General features: G+C 34.3%; 24 protein-coding genes and 1 other annotated feature (1 of these 25 cut by a window edge). Of the genes, 2 read left to right on the forward strand and 22 right to left on the reverse strand.

Annotated features, from left to right (window positions below; translation table 11 throughout):
• Positions 1-14: 14 nt before the first annotated feature.
• From mreD to QTL86_RS07330, 21 genes are all read right to left on the reverse strand, one after another.
• Complete coding sequence (gene mreD / locus QTL86_RS07230; protein WP_013657104.1) at positions 15-524, reverse strand: rod shape-determining protein MreD; 510 nt, start codon at positions 522-524, stop codon at positions 15-17.
• Between the two features lie 13 nt (positions 525-537).
• The gene (gene mreC, locus QTL86_RS07235) at positions 538-1350 is read right to left on the reverse strand and encodes a rod shape-determining protein MreC (protein WP_013657103.1); all 813 of its coding nucleotides are present in this window, start codon (positions 1348-1350) and stop codon (positions 538-540) included.
• A 17-nt stretch (positions 1351-1367) separates the two neighbouring features.
• The gene (locus QTL86_RS07240; protein WP_013657102.1) at positions 1368-2378 is read right to left on the reverse strand and encodes a rod shape-determining protein; all 1011 of its coding nucleotides are present in this window, start codon (positions 2376-2378) and stop codon (positions 1368-1370) included.
• 90 nt (positions 2379-2468) lie between these two features.
• Positions 2469-3173: a RadC family protein gene (radC, locus tag QTL86_RS07245; RefSeq protein WP_410496873.1), complete on the reverse strand. Its 705-nt coding sequence runs from the start codon at positions 3171-3173 to the stop codon at positions 2469-2471.
• A gap of 79 nt (positions 3174-3252) precedes the next feature.
• Positions 3253-3807 carry a Maf family protein gene (locus QTL86_RS07250; protein ID WP_013657100.1) on the reverse strand — a complete coding sequence of 185 codons (555 nt, stop codon included), beginning with the start codon at positions 3805-3807 and terminating at the stop codon, positions 3253-3255.
• Positions 3808-3819: 12 nt separating this feature from the next.
• On the reverse strand, positions 3820-4083 hold the full coding sequence (locus QTL86_RS07255) for a DUF4321 domain-containing protein (RefSeq protein WP_013657099.1): 264 nt from the start codon (positions 4081-4083) through the stop codon (positions 3820-3822).
• A gap of 123 nt (positions 4084-4206) precedes the next feature.
• Entirely contained in the window at positions 4207-5064 is an 858-nt protein-coding gene (locus tag QTL86_RS07260; RefSeq protein ID WP_127066583.1) for an RnfABCDGE type electron transport complex subunit B, read from the reverse strand.
• A gap of 12 nt (positions 5065-5076) precedes the next feature.
• The gene (gene rsxA / locus QTL86_RS07265) at positions 5077-5652 is read right to left on the reverse strand and encodes an electron transport complex subunit RsxA (RefSeq protein WP_013657097.1); all 576 of its coding nucleotides are present in this window, start codon (positions 5650-5652) and stop codon (positions 5077-5079) included.
• Positions 5653-5664: 12 nt separating this feature from the next.
• Entirely contained in the window at positions 5665-6261 is a 597-nt protein-coding gene (gene rsxE, locus QTL86_RS07270; protein WP_013657096.1) for an electron transport complex subunit RsxE, read from the reverse strand.
• Complete coding sequence (locus QTL86_RS07275; RefSeq protein WP_013657095.1) at positions 6258-6821, reverse strand: RnfABCDGE type electron transport complex subunit G; 564 nt, start codon at positions 6819-6821, stop codon at positions 6258-6260. Before QTL86_RS07275 ends, rsxE begins: the two co-directional genes overlap by 4 nt.
• On the reverse strand, positions 6818-7801 hold the full coding sequence (locus tag QTL86_RS07280) for an RnfABCDGE type electron transport complex subunit D (RefSeq protein WP_410496874.1): 984 nt from the start codon (positions 7799-7801) through the stop codon (positions 6818-6820). The genes QTL86_RS07275 and QTL86_RS07280 overlap by 4 nt, the downstream gene beginning before the upstream one ends.
• 16 nt (positions 7802-7817) lie before the next feature.
• Entirely contained in the window at positions 7818-9137 is a 1320-nt protein-coding gene (rsxC, locus tag QTL86_RS07285; protein WP_410496875.1) for an electron transport complex subunit RsxC, read from the reverse strand.
• 111 nt (positions 9138-9248) lie between these two features.
• Complete coding sequence (locus tag QTL86_RS07290; protein ID WP_013657092.1) at positions 9249-9791, reverse strand: ATP-binding protein; 543 nt, start codon at positions 9789-9791, stop codon at positions 9249-9251.
• Between the two features lie 105 nt (positions 9792-9896).
• Positions 9897-11054: a phosphoglycerate dehydrogenase gene (locus QTL86_RS07295; RefSeq protein ID WP_013657091.1), complete on the reverse strand. Its 1158-nt coding sequence runs from the start codon at positions 11052-11054 to the stop codon at positions 9897-9899.
• Positions 11055-11065: 11 nt separating this feature from the next.
• A complete protein-coding gene (gene serC / locus QTL86_RS07300) occupies positions 11066-12145 on the reverse strand; it encodes a 3-phosphoserine/phosphohydroxythreonine transaminase (protein ID WP_041712959.1) in 1080 nt (359 codons plus the stop codon).
• 195 nt (positions 12146-12340) lie between these two features.
• A complete protein-coding gene (gene argF / locus QTL86_RS07305; RefSeq protein WP_127066579.1) occupies positions 12341-13276 on the reverse strand; it encodes an ornithine carbamoyltransferase in 936 nt (311 codons plus the stop codon).
• A 207-nt stretch (positions 13277-13483) separates the two neighbouring features.
• On the reverse strand, positions 13484-14212 hold the full coding sequence (locus tag QTL86_RS07310; protein ID WP_410496876.1) for a pseudouridine synthase: 729 nt from the start codon (positions 14210-14212) through the stop codon (positions 13484-13486).
• A gap of 9 nt (positions 14213-14221) precedes the next feature.
• On the reverse strand, positions 14222-15583 hold the full coding sequence (locus tag QTL86_RS07315) for an RsmF rRNA methyltransferase first C-terminal domain-containing protein (RefSeq protein ID WP_410496877.1): 1362 nt from the start codon (positions 15581-15583) through the stop codon (positions 14222-14224).
• A 57-nt stretch (positions 15584-15640) separates the two neighbouring features.
• Positions 15641-16330: a metallophosphoesterase gene (locus tag QTL86_RS07320; RefSeq protein ID WP_410496878.1), complete on the reverse strand. Its 690-nt coding sequence runs from the start codon at positions 16328-16330 to the stop codon at positions 15641-15643.
• 14 nt (positions 16331-16344) lie between these two features.
• A complete protein-coding gene (locus QTL86_RS07325) occupies positions 16345-17307 on the reverse strand; it encodes a TIGR01212 family radical SAM protein (protein WP_127066575.1) in 963 nt (320 codons plus the stop codon).
• A gap of 1 nt (position 17308) precedes the next feature.
• A complete protein-coding gene (locus tag QTL86_RS07330; protein ID WP_127066574.1) occupies positions 17309-18226 on the reverse strand; it encodes a M14 family metallocarboxypeptidase in 918 nt (305 codons plus the stop codon).
• 190 nt (positions 18227-18416) lie between these two features.
• Between QTL86_RS07330 and QTL86_RS07335 the strand changes: the two genes are divergently transcribed.
• Positions 18417-18638 carry a DUF378 domain-containing protein gene (locus QTL86_RS07335; RefSeq protein WP_127066573.1) on the forward strand — a complete coding sequence of 74 codons (222 nt, stop codon included), beginning with the start codon at positions 18417-18419 and terminating at the stop codon, positions 18636-18638.
• Positions 18639-18823: 185 nt separating this feature from the next.
• Positions 18824-19237: a twitching motility protein PilT gene (locus tag QTL86_RS07340; RefSeq protein WP_410496880.1), complete on the forward strand. Its 414-nt coding sequence runs from the start codon at positions 18824-18826 to the stop codon at positions 19235-19237.
• A 65-nt stretch (positions 19238-19302) separates the two neighbouring features.
• On the opposite strand, the gene QTL86_RS07345 is transcribed toward QTL86_RS07340, so the two are convergent.
• Complete coding sequence (locus QTL86_RS07345; protein ID WP_127066571.1) at positions 19303-21261, reverse strand: alpha-amylase family glycosyl hydrolase; 1959 nt, start codon at positions 21259-21261, stop codon at positions 19303-19305.
• 185 nt (positions 21262-21446) lie between these two features.
• Positions 21447-21513: a binding site (T-box leader), on the forward strand; it runs 130 nt beyond the window's last position.

Raw genomic sequence — 21513 nt, forward strand, 5'->3', positions numbered from 1 at the left:
TAAGATATATGCTTTTAAAAAATATTTCTCGTTTTTCGTTCGCTAATTTCAATTTTTTCATTAATTAAATAAGCTATCTGATAAACAATAAGTGATATGGTGATTGTATAAATAAGTTCGGGTATAACAATCGCTTTAAAGAAATAAACAAAGCTTAGCTTTCCTCTTAGCATGAGGGAAAATATATTGGTGCAACTATAAAATAAACTACTAAACATTGTACAAATAAACGGTATAATAAAATTTTCTCTATAGAAATTTTTATTAAATTTTCCACATACATAACCAATAGCCGCATAGCTTATTATGGTGGGTCCAATGGTTAATCCAAATGATATATCATTTAACAATCCTGCTACTACCCCTACCAAAGCACCTTCTTTACTTCCTCTTAATAGTGCAAATGATACAATGATCATAATCATGAAGTTAGGAGCTATATTGCCAATTCTTAGGTTCTGAAAGAGGGTAGCACTTAAGGTATGCACAACCACTAATAAACTTCCTATTACTGCAACTCTCATATTAACTCCTTCTTTAATCATTATTAATGACTAAAACTTGTTCTAGATGTTTAAAGTCTACAACAGGCCTTACATAAGCATAATGAACTAAGTCATTATTACCTGCTATGACTTCTTCTACTGTGCCAATTAAAATCCCGGGTGGGTAAATTGAACTTAAATGAGAAGTAATAATTTGATCACCCTTAACAACTTCTGATTCACTATTAATTTCTAAAACGCATAATCCTTCATTGGCTAATTCAATATCACCTTTGATAATACCCACATCCCCTGTACGTACCACCTTAGCACTTACTGCACTTCTACTATCAATAATAGAAATAACTTTTGAAACCGTATCTGTTGCTTCATCTACGTGTCCAACTAAACCACCATTAGCTAGTATAACGCTATTATTACCTACACCTTTTCTTGTTCCCTTATCAATGGTAAAAATCTTATACCAATTGCCAATTTCTTTACCAATAACATTAGCTCCAATACCTTCATAGGCCTCATAACGTTTTTTCATTTCCAAAAGTGTTCTCAAATTATCATTTTCTTCTTGATATTGATTCAATATCGTATTTTCATAACGAAGTCTACTTACTTCATCTTCTAAGTCTTCATTACTCTTTAATAATTCATCTACATTTTGAAAATGCGCCACAATATTTTTCGTTTTATCCGAAACAAAATGAATACTTTTTTCAAAAGGATACAGTATATAATTAACGCCTGTACTAAGAACGGGTATATCGAATTGCTTACCAATCACAATGGCTATGATTAAAAGGCCACCGCCAATAAGTCCCATTTTCTTTACCTTTTTATTAAGTTTCAAGGCATTCTCTCCCTATACTATTTATCATCAGCAAAAATTGCAGACCACTTCTCAATATTTTCTAACGCATAACCTGTTCCTTTAGCAACACAATCTAGTGGATCCTCTGCTATTTTAACTGGCATCCCTGTTTCTAAGCTAATAAGTGTATCAAGCCCTGTTAAAAGCGCACCACCACCTGTTAGCATAATACCACTTTCCATAATATCCGCTGCAAGTTCTGGTGGTGTTTTTTCAAGTGTTAATTTAATGGCATCAATAATAGAATTAACAGGCTCTTTGATAGCTTCTGTTACTTCTGTTGATGTAATTGTAAGCACTTTAGGAAGACCTGTTACAAGGTCACGTCCTCTAATCTCCATTGTTTCATCTTGACCTGTTGGGTAAGCTGCGCCAATACTAATTTTAATTTGCTCAGCAGTTCTTTCACCAATCATTAAGTTGTATTCTCTTTTAATATAAGAAACAATGTATTCATCAAATTCATCACCTGCAATACGAAGTGATTTGCTTGCTACAATACCACCTAATGAAATAACAGCTACGTCTGTTGTTCCTCCACCAATATCTACAACCATATTACCTGTTGGTTCTTCTACACGAAGATGTGCACCGATTGCTGCAGCCATCGGCTCTTCCATAATTAATGCTTTTTTAGCACCTGCTTTTTCTGTAGCTTCTTCAACAGCACGCTTTTCAACAGATGTCACACCTGATGGCACACATACAATAACACGTGGTTTTGAAGCAAATAAAGATTGTTTGTATGCTTTACCAATAAAATAACGTAGCATAGCTGAAGTAGTTGCAAAGTCTGCAATAACACCATCTTTAAGCGGTCTAATAGCTACAATGTTACCTGGTGTTCTACCAATCATTTGTTTAGCTTCATCACCAACTGCTAATACTTCATTCGTTTTTTCTTTGATTGCTACTACTGATGGTTCATTAACTACAATTCCTTTTCCTTTAACAAAAACAAGTGTATTGGCTGTACCTAAGTCAATACCCATATCTTTTCCAAACATATAAAATCCTCCTAATTCAATCTATATAATGTGTTGTTTGCAAAATCTCATATTTAACATCATACCTTTTTTTCATCCAATTATCAACATCTAGAGATAACTTTCTTCTTTAAAACTCTTATAAATACCATCTCCAATAATAATATGGTCTAAAAGTGGAATGCCTACTAGATCACCTACCTTTTGAAGACGTTTAGTCATCTGTAAATCTTCTTCACTAGGAGTAGGATCTCCACTAGGATGATTGTGAACAGCAATAATACTATGTGCTGACTTCTGAATAGCTATACGATAAACTTCTCTTGGGTGAACAATGGAAGCTGTTAAACTGCCTTTTGATACCGTTTCATAACCTATCATTTTACACTTGGCATCCAGTAAAGTAATAATAAAACGTTCTTCACGACTATGTCTAAGTTCTTCCATAAAATAACATGAGAGGATAGCTGGTGAAGTAATCTTCTCACCTGATTGATATTTCTCTTTTGTTATTCTTTTACTTAATTCTAATAATGTTAGGATTTGTATGGCTTTTACTGGACCAATTCCATTAATACTCATAAGTTCGTTATAGGATATATGATAAAGACCAATTAAAGAAGGAGTCTTTATATGTTCTGGTTTTTCTTTTTCCCCATACGTTAATAGATGCCATGCTAGTTCCTCTGCATTATATGTCTTAGTTCCAGAACGTAATAAAATAGCAAGAAGTTCTGCATTAGACAAATAATCAGGTCCATATTTGCCAAATTTCTCATAAGGCCTTTCTTCTATCGGTTGATCTTGAATTCTCATCGTATACCCCCTTTACCTTCAAATTATTGCCGTCATTTTCACACTTCATACACCCAAATAAAAAAAAGGCCATATGGCCCTAATTTTCTAATAATCTCTTATAAATTTGATGAATTGGGAGTCCTACTACATTATAATAATCCCCCTCTATGCTTTCTATAAAAATTGCCCCCTTACCCTGAATACCATATGCACCGGCCTTATCTAAAGGTTCTCCTGTCGCAACATAATGATCTATTTCCTGCTTACTTAATATTTTCATTTGAACATAAGTTGTTTCACAAAAAGTACTGACTTCATTTTTCTTAATAAGAGCTACACCTGTAATCACACGATGTCTTTGCCCAGATAACAATTGTAGCATTTTTCTAGCCTCTTCTTCATTCTTAGGCTTTCCTAATATATGACTTTGCAAACATACCATTGTATCAGCACCAATAATCCATTCAGCGCTATATTCCTTTGCTACTGCTTCTGCTTTTAGCCTAGCTAAATATTTGACGTTCTCTTCTGGAGAAAGTTGCGGATTAATGATTTCTTCCACTTCTCTAGTATGAATTTCAAATGGATAGTCTAATAATTGAATCAATTCTCTTCTACGCGGAGAACTTGAAGCTAGTATTATTTTCTTCATATCGGTCTTCCTTTATTTTATTTTTTTATATACAAACACGCCCGCAAGCATGCCCAGAATAGCTGTTAATGTAATCTTAAACTTAACCTGTAAAGAAAACCATATCACACCCAAGTCAACTTGTACAGGCTGATCAAGGCCAAAAGAACCTGTATAATTCATCCATTTTAAGAAACTTACACGATCACATAAATTGCCAACAAAATAACCTACAGTTAATCCTGATAGCATGCAAAGTAACAAAATCCAAAATTGCTCTGTTTTTTGATTTGCCATATATAACTCCCCCTTTGTATTACGACTCTATTTATATGGAATAAGATTATAAAACAACTCAATTTTTCAAAATGTAGCATAACCATTAAGATTATGCTACATTTTCATTACTCCATTATTCAATTATACTACCACGCTACTACTTGATGCTGATATAGCATTGTTTTCTTGCTTTAATACTTGTTTCGAAAGATTAGAGATAGCTTTTGTTGGGCATTTAGCTTCACATTTACCACAACTTACACATTTAGTCATTTCTATAACTGCATGATTATCTACAAGTGTAATAGCACCTTCCTCACATTGCTTAACACATATACCACACCCTATACAACCCACTTCGCATGCAGCTTTAACCTCTTTTCCTTTATCTTTTGAGATACAGTTTACATGATAGGTTGTACTCATAGGAAGGATCTCAATAATATGTCTAGGGCAAGCATTCTTACAAGCACCACATCCTACACACTTTTCCGGATGAATAATAGGAAGGCCTTCCTCCATAGTAATAGCGCCAAATGTACATGCTTTTTGACAACTTCCATATCCTAAACAACCATAGGCACATACTTTAGGACCTCCACCTATTAAATGAGCATCCATACAATTAGCTATACCTTGATAATTATATTTTAATTGGGCATGAACATGATTTCCTTTACAACTAACAACAGCTATTTGCTTTTCTGAAGCACTGGCTGCTATTCCCATTATTTTTGCAATGGCTTCAATTTGAGCTTCATTACATACTGGACAGGCATTAATATTACTTTCTCCTGTTACAATTGATTTCGCCATAGCTTCACAACCAGCTAACCCACAGCCACCACAGTTAGCACCCGGTAAGAACTCTTTAACCGCTTCTACTCGCTCATCTATAGGAACGGCAAACTTTTTAGCTGCAATACCTAGTCCTATTCCAAATAAAAGTCCCATTCCACCTATAGCTATGACAGGAGAAAAGATTGCTGATAAATCCATCTAAATCCCTCCTTATTTGATCATATTTTGAAAACCAGAAAAAGCAATAGCCATAAATCCTGCAATCATTAATGCTAATGGCAAGCCCTTAAATCCACTAAGTACATCATTATCTTCAATACGTTCTCTAATGCCTGACATAAGTAGCATAGTAATAGTAAACCCTATCGCCGCACCTAAGCCATTAACTACTGATTGAATAAGTGAATAATTCTGTTGCATATTGAGTACAGCTACACCTAGTACAGCACAGTTAGTTGTAATAAGTGGTAAGTAGACACCTAATGCACTATGAAGTGATGGACTTACTTTTTGAATAACCATCTCAACAAATTGAACTAAAGAAGCAATTACCAAAATAAATGCAAGTGTGTATAAATACTCTAGTTCTAATGGTACTAAAATATAACGATACACTAAATAAGAGAACATAGAGGCAAGTCCCATAACAAAAGTTACTGCTGCTCCCATACCAAGTGACGTCTCTACTTTTTTAGAAACACCTAGGAAGGCACATATTCCTAGGAATTTAACAAGTACAAAGTTATTGACTAATGCTGCGCCAATAAAAAGTAATAATAATTCCATTTATTTCCCCTCCTATTGTTTTTTAGCTTTAATCGTGTTCAATATGGCCATCAAAATACCTAGTGTAAAGAAAGCACCTGGCGCTAGAATCATAATGGTAGCTGGTGTATAAAAACTAGGTGTTACCGGATACCCCATAAAAGTACCCGCTCCTAATATTTCCCTAATGCAACCAATAACTGTTAAAGAAACTGTAAAGCCTAGTCCCATCCCTATTCCATCAAAAACAGCTGCAATAGGCGAATTTTTAGAAGCATAAGCTTCTGCTCTTCCTAAGATAATGCAGTTAACAACAATAAGTGGGATGAATAAACCTAAAGCACTATATAAACTAGGTATATAGGCTTTTAATAAAAATTCTATAACAGTTACAAAACTAGCAATAATAACAATAAATGCTGGTATTCTAATTTTAGAAGGTATTACTTTTCTTAAAAGACTAATAACAAAATTTGAACAAATGAGTACTGCTGTAGTAGATAATCCCATACCAATAGAGTTGGTTACACTTGTTGTTACCGCAAGTGTGGGACACATGCCTAATACTTGAACAAAGGTGGGATTATCTTTTATTAAACCTGCTTTTAGTCGTTCACTTATTATACTCATTGCACGCTCCCCCATTCATTTTGGTGTTCTGCCACAAAGGCTATTGCTGCATTAACACCGTCTGTAATAGCCGCCGATGTAATTGTAGCTCCTGTTATGGCCTGTATCTCATCTTCTTTTGGGCTTGTTTTGGTTACTTTGATAGTTCCTTGCTTTCCGATATATTGATCAATAAAACTTGGTTTTTCTGCGTTAGCACCAAAACCTGGTGTTTCTGAATGACTTAGTATCTTAACACCTTTCACTGCCTTATTTTGATCAAGTCCTATTAACACGCTAATAGCACCACCATAGCCTTTTGGCTCTACGTTCAAAATATAACCAACTACGTTATGAGAAGCTTTAGCTACAAATACCTTTTTAATAAGTGTATCTGAAATAGCATCTATCTGAGTAAAAGTATCTGCTTCACTTAAAAGTTGCTTCATAGAATCTTGCTCTATCTTAAGGTTATTAGCTTCAATAATAGGACGTGTTATCTGATTAACTGTCCCTAATAATCCTACACAAATTCCCGTTATGAGAAAGAGGATTGCACCTAATTTTAATGCTTCTTTCATGCTTTAACCCCTCCTCCAAAACGACGTTTTCTTACATACATATCAATAAGTGGTACTGTTAAATTCATAAATAAAATACTATAACTTACACCTTCTGGATAACCACCATATAATCTGATGAGTGTCGTAATAATACCAGCTCCTATAGCAAATATCACCTGACCTTTAGGGGTCATTGGTGTAGTCGTGTAATCTGTAGCCATAAAGAAAGCTCCTAAAATAATACCACCTAAGAATAGTGAGTAAAATGTTTGATAAAGAAGCTCTAATGAAAATCCTTGACTAAATCCACTAAAAATAAAGGTGAGTCCAAAAATAGTCCCTATGTAACAAGCAGGAATATGCCATGAAATTACTTTTCTAATAATAAGATAAGCTGCACCTATTAATAAAGCCAGTGCACTGGCTTCGCCAATACAACCGCCTATATTACCTATCAAAGCATCCGTGAAACTTGGTAATCCCTCTACCACTCCATTTTTAATAAGTTCTAAAGGTGTAGCTCCTGTCACAACATCAACTCCTAAACCTAGTGAACCTTGTGTTGGTACTGGAAAGCTTCTCATATGACTTGCATAAGCCGATAGTAAAAATGCTCTGGCTGCTAAAGCCGGATTAATGAAATTTTGACCAATCCCTCCAAAAACTTGTTTAGCTAAAATAATAGCCACAAATGCGCCTACTATAATAACAAAAAGAGGAACATTTGCAGGTAAATTAAATGCTAATAATAAGCCTGTTACAACTGCACTTAAATCTCCAACTGTACTCGGACGGTTAAAAATCTTCTCCCAAATCCACTCAAACCCTATACAACTCACAACACTTACTAATGTAACTAAAAGTGCTCTTAAACCGTAAAAATAAGTACCCGCTAGAAGGGCCGGTGTCAAGGCAATGATTACATCTCTCATAATAGTATGGGTAGTGTGAGAAGCTCTTACATGAGGCGAGGAAGAAACTACCAACATTTTATCCATTTCTCATTCTCCTTTTCTATTTTTTCGCACGTATAACTGCTTTAGCAGTACGTATACTTTGCACAATATCCCTCTTAGCAGGACAGGTATAGGAACAGCATCCGCATTCTATACAATCCATACCATAATAATCCATAAACTTATCATAATGTTCATGAAGTGCATGTCTATGAAGAGTATTAGGAATCAAATGCATCGGACATACTGTTACACATTTACCACAATGCATACAATGAGTCGTAGGAACAGATGTTACTTCTTCATCTGTAAAACATAAAATGGCAGACGTCCCTTTCATCACAGGAATATTAACATCTGAAATAGCAATCCCCATCATAGGACCTCCGGCAATAATCTTTACCGTTCGTTCCATATCCCATTCAGCATACTCTAAAACTTCCTTAAATGAAGTACCTACTTTCACTTCAACATTACAAGGTTTCTTTACGCCACTACCAGATACAGTTACAATACGTCTCATAACAGGTTGACCTTTTGTAACAGCGCGGCAAACAGCAACCATTGAATCAATATTCTGCACAATACAACCAATATCTATAGGTAGTTTGCCACTTGGTACCTCTCTCTTTGTAATCGCATAAATTAAATGTTTTTCTGAACCTTGAGGGTATTTAGTATCTAAAGTCACAACTTCCAAGCGTTCTGTATTTTTAGCAAGCATTTTCATCTGCTTGATAGCATCCATCTTATTATTTTCGATGCCAATAATAGCTTTAACTTCTTTATATACTTCTAACAAAATTTTAATACCTTCTATGACTTCTTCACCATTTTCTAGCATGACCCTGTGATCTGAGGTCAAATAAGGTTCGCATTCTGCACCATTAATAATAATGTATTCTACTGTTTTATCTGGTGGGGTAGATAATTTGACATGAGTAGGAAAAGTAGCCCCCCCCATTCCAACCAAACCAGCTTCCTTAACTAAACCTATAAGTTCTTCTTTAGTTAAGTTTTTATAATCGCTTTTAGCAGAAGTCGCCATTCCAGGTGTTTCTTCATACAAATTATCGTTTTCAATCACTATACTATTTTCCTTATTACCTCTAAAGGTTAAACGATTTTCTATACTTTTTACTGTACCTGATACAGAACTATGTATGGCAGCAGAAATAAAGCCACTGGCTTCACCAATCTTTTGCCCTACTAAGACACGGTCACCCTTTTTTACAATAGGTGTGCACGGTGTGCCAATATGTTGTGACATTGGAAATACAAGTTCACTTCCCGGTAGCATCACTTCAATCTTCTTATCACAGGTGATTTCCTTATGATAATTGGGATGAATACCTTTTTTGAAGGTTAATCCTTTCATACTGCGCCCCCTTTAATTATCTTAAATAGTTAAATCCAATCATAAGAATTATAGCATATTATCAAAGAATTTATCATTTATTTTTAGTATTTCAGCAAAATATAAAATAATTTATTTTTTAACAGAGTTCATATTTTCTTCAAGGTATTCTTTAAGCCATGCCAAAACATCTAAATTATCAATAGCTACATCTCCTAAAATTTTTTTCACCTCTGCTGTTTCAAAAGCAAAACTTTTTTCTTCATACTGATAGTTATAAATAAAATTGATTTTAGGATTGCTTTGTATAAGGATAATGAGTGTACTAACTACATCACCTAAAGGTACCCTATCAATATGCCGATAAGCCATAGTTGCTTTTATAATAGTTCCCTTACCTTGTTCACTATCAATACTTAATTCACCCTCGCTATTTTCACAATTCTGTTTGAGTAAGGGGATGCCCAAACCTACACGCCTTAGAGTACGTGTTGTAACAAAAGGATCTGTGATTTGTTTAGCAAGTTGTTTCGGCATACCGCTTCCATTATCTTCTATAGATAAAACTAACTGATTTTTACTTGGCATTTCTTCAATGCAAATATGTATCTCATCAGCATGCGCTCTGATACTATTTTGAGCAATATCTAGTATATGTAAAGACAAATCCTGCATATTGAACCTCCTCTTTGAATACCTCTTTATTTCTTTTCAATAAAAGAAAGGAACTAAGAGTCCTCTTAATTCCTTTCTTTACCTTCTAAGTTTATATATGACTTATTATTTAGTTAATATACGTACTTTAATGACATTATCAACACTTTCAATTCTTTGAATATCCTCCTCAGAAATGCTAGTGTCTGTATCAATTAAAGTATAGGCATAGTCACCACGGCTTCTATTAGTCATATCTTGAATATTGATACCTTGTTCAGCAATAATAGCTGTAATTTTGCCTAAAATTGCTGGCGTGTTTTTATGAGCAATAGCAAGTCTAGCGCTTGTATTCCAAATCATAGAACATTCAGGGTAATTAACAGAGTGCGTGATATTTCCTTGTTCTAAATAATCTTTAATTTCTTTAACTGCCATAACTGCGCAGTTTTCTTCAGATTCTTCTGTTGATGCGCCTAAATGAGGAATAGCAATAATGTTTTCTTGATTAAGAACATCTTCTACAGGAAAATCTGTCACATACTTAGCTACCTTACCTTCAGCAATGGCTACCTTCATATCCTCATTTTGAACAAGTGTATCTCTAGAGAAATTAAGAACAGCTACGCCTGTCTTCATTTTATCAAAAGCTTCTTTATTGAGCATGTGTTTTGTGCTATCCAAAAGAGGCACATGTATTGTAATATAGTCTGCTTCAGCATAAATTTCATCTAAAGTATTAGCATGCTTAATATGACGTGAAAGCCCCCATGCAGCATCTACTGAAATATAGGGATCATAGCCGATGACTTCCATTCCTAAAGCTTGTGCGGCATTAGCTACCATAACACCAATAGCACCCAGACCAATAACACCTAGCTTTTTACCAAGAATTTCTCCACCGCCAAAAGCACCCTTACCTTTTTCTACTGTTTTAGCTACATCTGATTCTAAGGTTTTAGCCCAATTAATGCCATCTACAACTTTTCTAGAAGCAAGTAAAAGACCACACAGTACTAACTCTTTTACTGCATTTGCATTAGCTCCTGGTGTATTAAATACAACAATCCCCTTTTCTGCATAAGCTTCAATAGGAATGTTGTTAACACCTGCTCCCGCTCTAGCAACAGCTTTAACACTTTCTGGTAAAACCATATCATGCATTTTTGCACTTCTTACAAGAATGGCATCAGCATTATTTAATTCATCAGATACCTTGTAAGCATCTCCGAGTAACGCTAAACCATTTTGTGAAATCTTATTTAAAGTATGAACTGTATACAAAACGTTCCCCCCTAGTTTTCACTTTCAAATTTCTTCATAAATTCTACTAATTTTTGTACACCTTCAAGTGTCATAGCATTATAAATGCTAGCACGCATACCACCTACACTTCTATGTCCTTTTAGATTTACAAAACCAGCAGCTGTTGCTTCTTTTACAAATTTAGCATCTAGCTCCTCATTACCTGTTACAAAAGTAACATTCATTAAAGAACGGTCTTCTTTATTGGCTGTTCCTTTAAACATTTTTGATTCATCTAAATAGTTATAAAGCACTGCTGCTTTTTCTTTATTTCTCTTTTCTAAAGCAGCTACTCCACCTTGTGCTTCAATCCATTCAAACATCAGTTTAAGCATATAAATACCATAAGTTGGTGGTGTATTATACATGGATTCATTTTCTACCATTAATTGATAATTAAGCATTGATGGTACAGTTTCTTTGGCATGACCAACGAGGTCTTCACGAATAATAACTAGTGTTACACCTGCAGGTCCTAAATTCTTTTGTGCGCCTGCATAAATAATACCAAAACGACTTACATCAACTTGTTCTGATAAAATACATGAAGACATATCTGCTACTAATGGCACATTACCAGTATCAGGATACTCATGATATTTTGTTCCATAAATCGTGTTATTAGCACAAATATAAGCATAATCTGCTTCTGAATCAAATTGATCTTTTGTTACTTTTGGTATGTAAGCATATTTATCTGCTTTTGAAGAAGCGACAACATTAACCTTTCCAAACTTTTGAGCCTCTTTAAGTGCTTTAGATGCGAACATACCAGACTCAATATAATCAGCTTTATATGAATTTCTCATTAAGTTTAATGGAATCATGGCAAACTGAAGGGATGCACCACCTTGTAAAAATAACACTTTATAATTGTCAGGAATGTTCATAATTTCTCTGAGTTTTGCTTCAGCGCCTTTGATAATTGCGTCATAAGGTTTCGAACGATGACTCATCTCCATAACACTCATACCGCTATCTCCATAGCATACAAGTTCTTTTTGAGCTTTTTCAAGTACTTCTAGTGGCAATGCACCAGGTCCTGCTGAAAAATTAAATACACGCATGATACCCCTCCTATAATTTTAAAAATAATCTCCACATTATATCTAATGTTTATAAAATTATATTTAATTTATTAAAAATAGTCAATGTAAAATTTTACACATAATTTTAACATATGATTTTTTGTCATAACTCAGATTCATATTCCCTCTAAATTTTTGTCTATTTATACAGTTTTTATATCATTGCATTGTTTCAGATTAGCTTAAAGTTGCTACCATGACGGCTTTAATAGTATGCATACGATTTTCTGCTTCATCAAATACAACAGAATAACTGCTTTCAAACACCTCTTCCGTCACCTCATAGCCCTTCACTGCAGGCAAACAATGCATGAAAATCATGTTTGGATTTTCAACTTTTGCAATAAGCGCCTCATTCACTTGATAAGGTTTTAAAAGTGCAATGCGTTCCTTAGCTTTATTTTCTTCTCCCATAGAACACCAAACATCTGTATAAATCACATCTGCACCTTTCACAGCTTCAACAGACTCTGTAATTTCTACTTTGGAACCAGAAAGCTTTGCATAACCCTCACAAACTTTTACATGGTTTTCTTCTGGCCATAAAGATTTTGGTGCAATAATCGTAATATCTACTCCCATCTTTGTGCAACCAATTAATAAGCTATTGCCCATATTATTACGTCCATCTCCTATGAAAACGAATTTCTTTCCTTTTAGTTCGCCTAAATGTTCTTTCATAGTCAATAAATCTGCTAAAATCTGTGTTGGATGATACAGGTCTGTTAAACCGTTATAAACAGGTACACCACTGTACTTAGCTAAATCAGTTACAACTTCTTGTGAGAAACCTCTGAATTCTATGGCATCAAATAAGCGCCCTAATACACGTGCTGTATCAGCTACACTTTCTTTATGACCTAATTGAATGTCGTTCTTTCCTAGATATTCTGGATGTGCACCTTCATCTACACAAGCTACAGTAAAAGCACAACGTGTACGTGTAGAAGGTTTTTCAAAAATAAGAGCTACATTTTTTCCTGTAAGTAGGTCTCCTTTTATGCCCATTCTTTTTTTATTTTTTAATTCGCCTGCTAAAGTTAATAAGTAATTAATTTGTTCTGACGAAAAATCATGTAATGTCAAAAAAGATTTTCCTTTTAATCCAAACATTTTTATTCCCCCTTAAGTAATCTTTATAAATATATTTATAATTATACATACAATTAATAAAAATTCAACTTTTTATTAATAAAAACTTTTTATACTTCTGTTGAAATAAACGGCCTACTCTCTAAATACTAAAAACACCTTTTCTTGAAAGCTTTATAAACAAAAAATGATTAACATACTTAACTGTCTGCTAATCATTTTCTTAACTTATTGAGTTTGTGTAAGTAAATCCAATTCTTCTTTTGTAAGGGTGCGGTAATTCCCTAAACTTAAATCTTCTGGCAACTCAAGTCCACCCATTTTAATACGTTTCAAATAGACGACTTCTTTTCCAACTGCCTGAACCATACGTTTTACCTGATGAAACTTTCCTTCGTGGATAGTCACATAAATTTCTGATTCCTCATCACTTCTGATAATTTCTAGTTTTCCTGGTGCATACTTTGTACCATCAGTTAAAGTGATTCCTTCAGCAAACATTTTTATGTCCTCTTCTGTCATTTTGCCAGCCACCCTAGCATAGTAGATCTTATCAACATGACGTTTAGGAGAAAGTAAACCATGAGCCATCTTGCCATCATTTGTTAAAATTAGTAGGCCTTCCGTATCTTTATCTAGTCTTCCTACTGGAAAAACTTCTTTATTCTGATCTCTTTCCTCTAATAGGTCTAAAACTGTTTGATCACGTCCATCTTCTGTTGCTGTAATATAACCTCTGGGTTTATTCAGTATAAAGTGATAAAACTCTTGGTAATCCATTCTTTCACCATTTACTTCTACTATACTTGTTAGAGGGTTAACAGCTGTTTCGGGTTTTATAATGACTTGGCCATCTACCTTAACTTTTTTACCTCTGATTACCTTTTGAACGGTACTACGAGTCCCATAACCTACATGTACTAAATATTTATCTAAACGTATCTTTTTTCCACTCATTTTTTCCACCTATACCATTCTCCAAGTTGCTGGATATTGATTTTTGAGCCTTCCGTCTTGAGCCTTTACCCATCCTAAAGGCTGATCATCTACACAAATAACATGATACCCTTTATGTGCCTCATGTAAAAGCGTTTCTCCTTTTAAATAACGTATAACTTCTTCATCTGTACTTTTATAACAGATAGTATTTTTAAACGTTTCTTTTCCATAAGCTAACACTAAGGCATGCCCTGGATCAAAACGCTTATTTTTAATTTCACCCAGTAATACCCCACATCTAATCACACGAATACCCATTAAAGGTGGATTGTCTGATGGGACTTGGTACAATTTCCCCTTAATCTCTACAACAGGTAAATCCTCAGGTAAATAGGTTTGTTCCTTTAAAAAGGCGTACGCTTCAGAATAATCCTTTAATCTTTTATAAAGCTGTGGTTTATATGATAATTCATGATTTTTATTTTCACGCTTTAATAAACAAACGAAATGTCCTTCACCTTCTATATGATGAGGCCATAATCTTAATGCTCCCTTTAAACTAGCTGGAGCATCTATCCACTCAGGTTTACCTTCTTGTATCCCTCCTACAGGCAATAACGGCACTACTTTAAAATCTGAATGCTTTTTTAAAAACGCACCAATCATCCCTTCATTTTCTTCAGGTGAAAAAGTACACGTAGAGTATAATAACATACCATCAGGTTTTAACATAGTAGCGGCATCTTCTAAAATAGTTTCTTGAAGCTTCATACAATAATCAACACCATAATTCTCCCAACTTTTAACTGCGGTTTCATTCTTTCTAAACATACCTTCTCCCGAACAGGGGGCATCAATTAAGATCTTATCAAAATAACCTGGCCACTTACTAGCAAGTTTCTCAGAGGTTTCACTCGTAACAATAGCTTGCCTAGCGCCAAAGTTTTCTAGATTCTTCAAAAGCGCTTTCGCTCTTGAAGCACTGATATCATTAGATACCAATACGCCTTTTCCTTGCATACGTGCTGCTATTTGTGTACTCTTTCCTCCTGGTGCTGCACATAAATCAAGTACACGATCTCCAGGAACAATTGGTAAATAAGCGCCTGGTGACATAGCACTTGGTTCTTGTATATAATAAAGGCCAGCATAATAGTATGGATGTTTAGTCGGTTTCTCTTCCTTGTCATAGTAAAAACCTTCCTTACACCATGGGACTTCTTTTAAAGTTGCAAAGGGATTTATTGTTTCCCATTGTTCTAAATCTACCTTTAATGTATTAATACGAATCCCCTGATATTGAGGTAAATGATAAGAAGCTAAATAATCCTCGTATTCATCTTTTAACAACGTTTTCATCTTTACTGTAAAAGTTTCTGGTAACTTCATTTTCTCTTCTCCATTATTGATATAGTATCATTACTTGTTAGATCTTTAAGTATAGGCTTATACTTCTCCTAAATAAAGTGGATCAAATTGCAAGTAATCAGCCGATACAAGCTCATAAGTAATTCCATCATACACACCTCTTAGACTTTGTCCCCAAGAAATTTCATCATGCAAGTGACCATAAATCACTTTCGTTACGGGGTAACCGGTTAATTTCTCTATTAAAGAGGAGGTATGCTCCTGCTGAGTAGTTGGTGGATAGTGAAGCATCACCCATATTTCCTTTGCCTCTTTTGCTGCTTTAAGAGAAAGATCTAATCTCATTAGTTCTCGTTCATATATTCTTGAATCTTCCTCTGTAAAAGAGGATGTATTAGGACTAATCCATCCTCTTGTCCCACAAATAGCTACCTCTCCTATTCGATAAGCTGTATTTTGCAAAAAAACAATTTGTTTATAGTACTCATTCAGCTTTTTAGGTCGATCCCACCAATAATCATGGTTTCCTTTAATACAGATCTTTTTGCCCGGAAGCGCTTCTAACCAATCTAAATCGACTTGTGCTTGTTGAAAACGCATTGCCCAAGATATATCTCCAGGAATAAGCACCACATCTTCATAACTAATATTCTTTCTCCAATTCTTTTCTATGCGCTTGTAATGATTTTCCCACCCAGCACTAAATATGTTCATAGGCTTATTAGCGCTAAAGCTTAAATGTAAATCACCAATAGCAAATATCTTCATGACCTTCTCCTACCCTATTCTAAACTTAAACAACTGTTAAAACGCTTAAGAGCCTTCCCATTTAAATAATTGCATAGATCGCCTTGCTTATAACCATGCTTTTCCATAGTAGCTACAATATCATCATGTATTTTCCACCAACTGGTATTCCAGTTAGCATATAAAGTATGCTCTTCCGGTGCTCTTCCTATAATACGCTGTACGACAATATCGGGTGATAAATATCTTAGAAATGTAATCACTCTCTCTTTATAGCTTTCTAAATCTATAAGTTCTAATTCACCTTTTTCATAAGCAGCGCCTAAAACGGTATTTTTGACAATGTACAACGCATGTAATTTAACATAATCACTTTTTAATGCACTCATACATTTGGCTGTTTCAATAACATCTTCCATTGTATCCCAAGGTAAATCTACAATAATATGGGTACATAAAGTAAAAGGATAAGCTTTAATCTGCATAATAGCATCTAAATATTCTGCCAAACTATGCCCTCGATTAATGATTTTTAAAGTATGATAATTAATTGTTTGTAATCCTAACTCTATACATACTTCCTTCTTATAGGTAGTGGCCCACTCATGTAATGCATCTAAATAAGCCTTATTAATACAATCAGGTCTTGTTGATACTGAAATACCTACACTATCTGGATGATTAAGTTCTCCTAATACCTTTTTAAAAGTGTCAAGAGGCATATACGTATTACTGTAGTTTTGTAAATAGGGAATAAAATATCTTGCCTTATATTTATTTTTAATTTTTTCAATGTTTTTTTCTAACTGTTCTGCAACACTTTCTTTACTACTACGCATTTCATATCCTGCACCTACGTCTCCGCAAAAAGTACATCCCCCATAAGCTACTGCTCCATCACGATTAGGGCAAGTAACTGGTAAATGGATTGGGATTTTATAAACCTTATCTCCATACTTTTCTTTTAAATAAGTTGAATATTTATGGTAAACTTCCAAATCAAATGACTCCTTCTCTTATGTCCTTTTGCGCACATTTGATAATAGGCCATGTACGTCTTATGATACTTTCTGCCTGACTAACTGAAATGGGATTTTCTCCTATACCACATTCAATTGTAAAGCCAGGTTTTTTATAAGTCGCTATAAACCAATCTTTATATCCACCAGATGATGCTGCTTCTTCTGGTTCATCTAGTAAATAGCCACTTGCTTCGGAAAACATTATAGCATATTCCTTAGCAGTTGGCACCTCAACATTCCCATAATTCCAATAGATCACTTCTCCTTGAGTATGATAAGCTAAGACCATATCATATAATCGTTTTCTGGTGAGCATTGCTAAAGCCTTACTTTCTGGTTCACTCTCGGGTGCCATACCAGCATAATACGCATAGCTTGGTCCTTTTTTTTCACTATTTTTCTTATAGCTTGCAAAACCTGCATCATAATTTCGATTTAAGTCTACCCCACGTATATTAGCTTTCCATCTTGAAAAATTATCAAATCCCTCATTCATTTTTAATAATTTTTCTTTTTGCTTACTATAAATAGTGGACTGTAGACCATATAAAGAAAGCTCAACGCCATCAGGATTAACCATTGGCACAAAGTCAAAATTGATTTGTTCTAGTTTTACTTGTCCAATCCTTACTTCTTCACAAAGCTTTTCTACGGATTTCATTACAACAAAACTAGTTACCCATTCATTGGCATGATGACTACCATTGATATGTATTTTTCGTTTTCCATTACCTAAGTGAATAAGATAAAGGGGACGCTCCATAACACTTTTACCTATCATTTGTATTTTTAAAAAGGGATACTGATTTTCAAGTGCTTTTAATTGCTGTAACATGATTAGATAACTATACATTTGATTTTCTAAATAAACAAGACTTTTGGAAATATATGACATACTTTTCTCCTTATTTCGTTTATTTTATTTATATGGACTATCAAATAACTTTATGTACCTACCATCTTATATTTTGGTAATAATATCCATACCTTATCACAGCGTATAATGAATAAATTTTGATAATATACACATAATACAAGTATCATCTTGCTTTGCTATAAAATATCAGAAAGGTGGTTACTTCATTATGAGATCTAGAACTTGGGATTATATTGCTATTACACTTATTATCATCGGTGCAATTAACTGGGGACTTATTGGCTTTTTCCAATTTGACCTAGTGGCATTTATTTTCGGTGGTATGAGTTCATGGGTAAGTAGAGTTATTTATGCGGTAATTGGTATCGCAGGTCTTTACTGTCTTACACTTTATGGACGTGTTTACGATCAACCTTATTCCAATAATTAATATGTTTTACTAGAGCCACTTTTTCTAAAGTGGTTTTCTTTTTATTATCTGGAGTCTTTTATCATTTATACCTATATCAAATCATAAAGCTTAAAAAGCATATTACTTTTTTCCTAAAAAAAGAGGTATTTTGAAAAAAAAATTGAATAAATATAATAATAAAAACTATTTAAGAGGTGATGTGTATGATCAAAATTATAACAGGTCAAACAGGCGAAGGTAAAACAAAAAAAATGATTGAAGCTGCCAACCAAGCTGTAACACACATTAAAGGTCATGCTGTTTATATTGACAGTACTAATACTCATCGTTATGCCCTATCTCATCAAGTACGTCTTATTGAAGCCTCTACCTTTCCTTTAAAATCCCAAACGGATTTTTTCGGTTTCTTGTGTGGTATTTTATCTGCTAATCATGATATTGAAATTGTGTTTATTGATGAACTTGTAAAACTTACCCATTGTTGCATTGACGACTTGACTCAGTTATTTGATCGCATCAGGGAACTCTCCGATAAATATCAAGTTGAATTCATCATTGGTACCTCCTGTTCCCATGGAGACATTCCAAAACACCTCACCCCTTATCTTATTGCATAATGAAAAGTCAAGGGGCTATTGTGATGTATAACGTTTAATCGTTCATCACAATAGCCCTCTTTATTTTATCCTATCTTTTTATAATTTATTTCTTTAAAAAGACAAATACTATAAGGCTTTACCTCATAATTTGTTTCTTCTACCATCTCTTCATTAATGATGTCTTCTATTTCCTTATTTGCTGTATCAATCACACGGCACCACTTCTGATTAGAAGGAGGCATTTCAAATCTTAAACTTTCATAGTGGCTATTTGCCACTAAAAATAAACTTTGATCTCCTTCAATAAAACAAGCAATACTCTTTGAGTAATAAGACCAATCCGGCTGATTATACCGTATACCGTGCCAACTTATTTTATAGTTATTTTTATCAGCTGTTTTAAAATAGTCTAGACTTTTTCTGAGCGCAATTAATCTTTGGACAAATAAATACTGCGATTTAAACGTTGTTACTCTTTCCCAATCCATCCAAACAGATGCATTATTTTGACAAAAAGCATTATTATTACCTCCTTGTGTGCGTCCTATTTCATCTCCCATAAGAAGCATAGGTACCCCTTGGGCAAGAATAAGTAAGCACATTAAGTTGCGCATCCCCCGTTTTCTGGCTTCTAAAATATTGGTATCTTCTGTCGTTCCTTCCACTCCCCAGTTGTAACTATAGTTAGCATTGTGTCCATCTCTATTTCCTTCCCCATTAGCTTCATTATGCTTATCATTATAAGATAACAAATCCCACATAGTAAAGCCATCATGAGCTGTAATGAAATGAATCATATGAGAAGTCCCTTTCGTTAGATCTGTAAAATAGACTTCTTTTCCCTGAATACAATCAGCCAAGGCTTTTATCTTTCCTTGGTCACCTTTCACAAATTGTCTCATGGTATCTCTAAAGTAGTCACTCCACTCTCTAAAAGGATAAGGCATTCTTCCTACATCATAACTCCCTTTTGCATCCCAACTTTCACTAATAAGTTTAACTTTTCCGAGTAAAGGATGCTCAGCAATCTCATTAAGCAGCGATGTCTTAATCCATCTACCACATTCATCCTGCCCTAAAATAGACGCTAAATCGAAACGAAAGCCATCTACACCGACCTCCTCACTCCAATAAACTAAACTATCTATAATGAATTTTTTTACGATGCTATGATTCGTATTTAAAGTATTTCCTGTTCCTGAACAATTTAAAAATTGCCCTTTATCATTGTACTTGTAGTAGACTTCAGGAGCGAGGTATTTAAAATGAAAAGCTGTTCCGTCTTCCCCACCTTCACCTGTATGATTATATACTACATCTAATATAATCTCTAGGCCCTCTTCATGAGCTTTTTCTACTAAAAGTCTAAATTCATCAATAGCTTTTGAACTCTCTTTACTTACACTAAACCTCTCATCTACACAAAAAAAACCTACTGGATTATAGCCCCATACATCCTCTAGGAGTTCCCCTGTCTGTGGATTTCTATTTTTTAAAGTATAGGCATTCCACTTAAAAATGGGCAAAAGCTCTAACGTCGTTACACCTAATTGTTTTAAATACGGTAACTGTTGCATTAAGCCTATAAATGTCCCTCTTGTTTCTTTAGAAAGTGTCTTATTATTCATCGTAAAATGTCCTACATGCATTTCATAAAGAATAGTCTCTTCCCATGGAATCTGTGGTTTAGGGAGATGATACCTCTTAGTTTTCTTTATGATATTTCGCCACTCTCCTTGAAAAAAGAATGTTCCTTTAGCATACGGATCCATAATAGATGGAGAATATGAATAATCTTCGTGAACGATACGCCATACATAGGCCATTCCTTCTTTTAAATCCTCTATCTGTATACTAAAAACATTATCCTTTTGATAGGTTGCCGCATCCATAATAAATTTAGTAATAGGTACAATACTTTGTGCTTCCTCGTATATTTCTAAAAGCATTTTTGAAGCTCTCGTCGTATAGACACCTAAATGAGTCCTCATTTCTGTAAAATGACATCCTATTACGGATTGCCCTACAGATGAACCATACATATACTTAACCTCCCATTTAAACCCAATCGCTGTTTATCATTCACTGATTATTAATTATTATACTCTTAATATTTTGAAGTATATGGTTTTATTTTGCAAGGTAATTTATTATTTTATCAAAACTTTTTTACTCCCTCTTGAAAATCAAAAATGTCTATGTTAAGATAAGCATTAATTAAATAGTCATAAAAACGATGATAAAGTCTTAGTAGTAAACTAATGTATGGGTTCAGCGAGTGTGTGGTTGGTGTG

Origin of the sequence: Cellulosilyticum sp. ST5, assembly GCF_046529625.1 — a bacterium.
GTDB classification, from domain to species: Bacteria; Bacillota; Clostridia; order Lachnospirales; family Cellulosilyticaceae; genus Cellulosilyticum; species Cellulosilyticum lentocellum.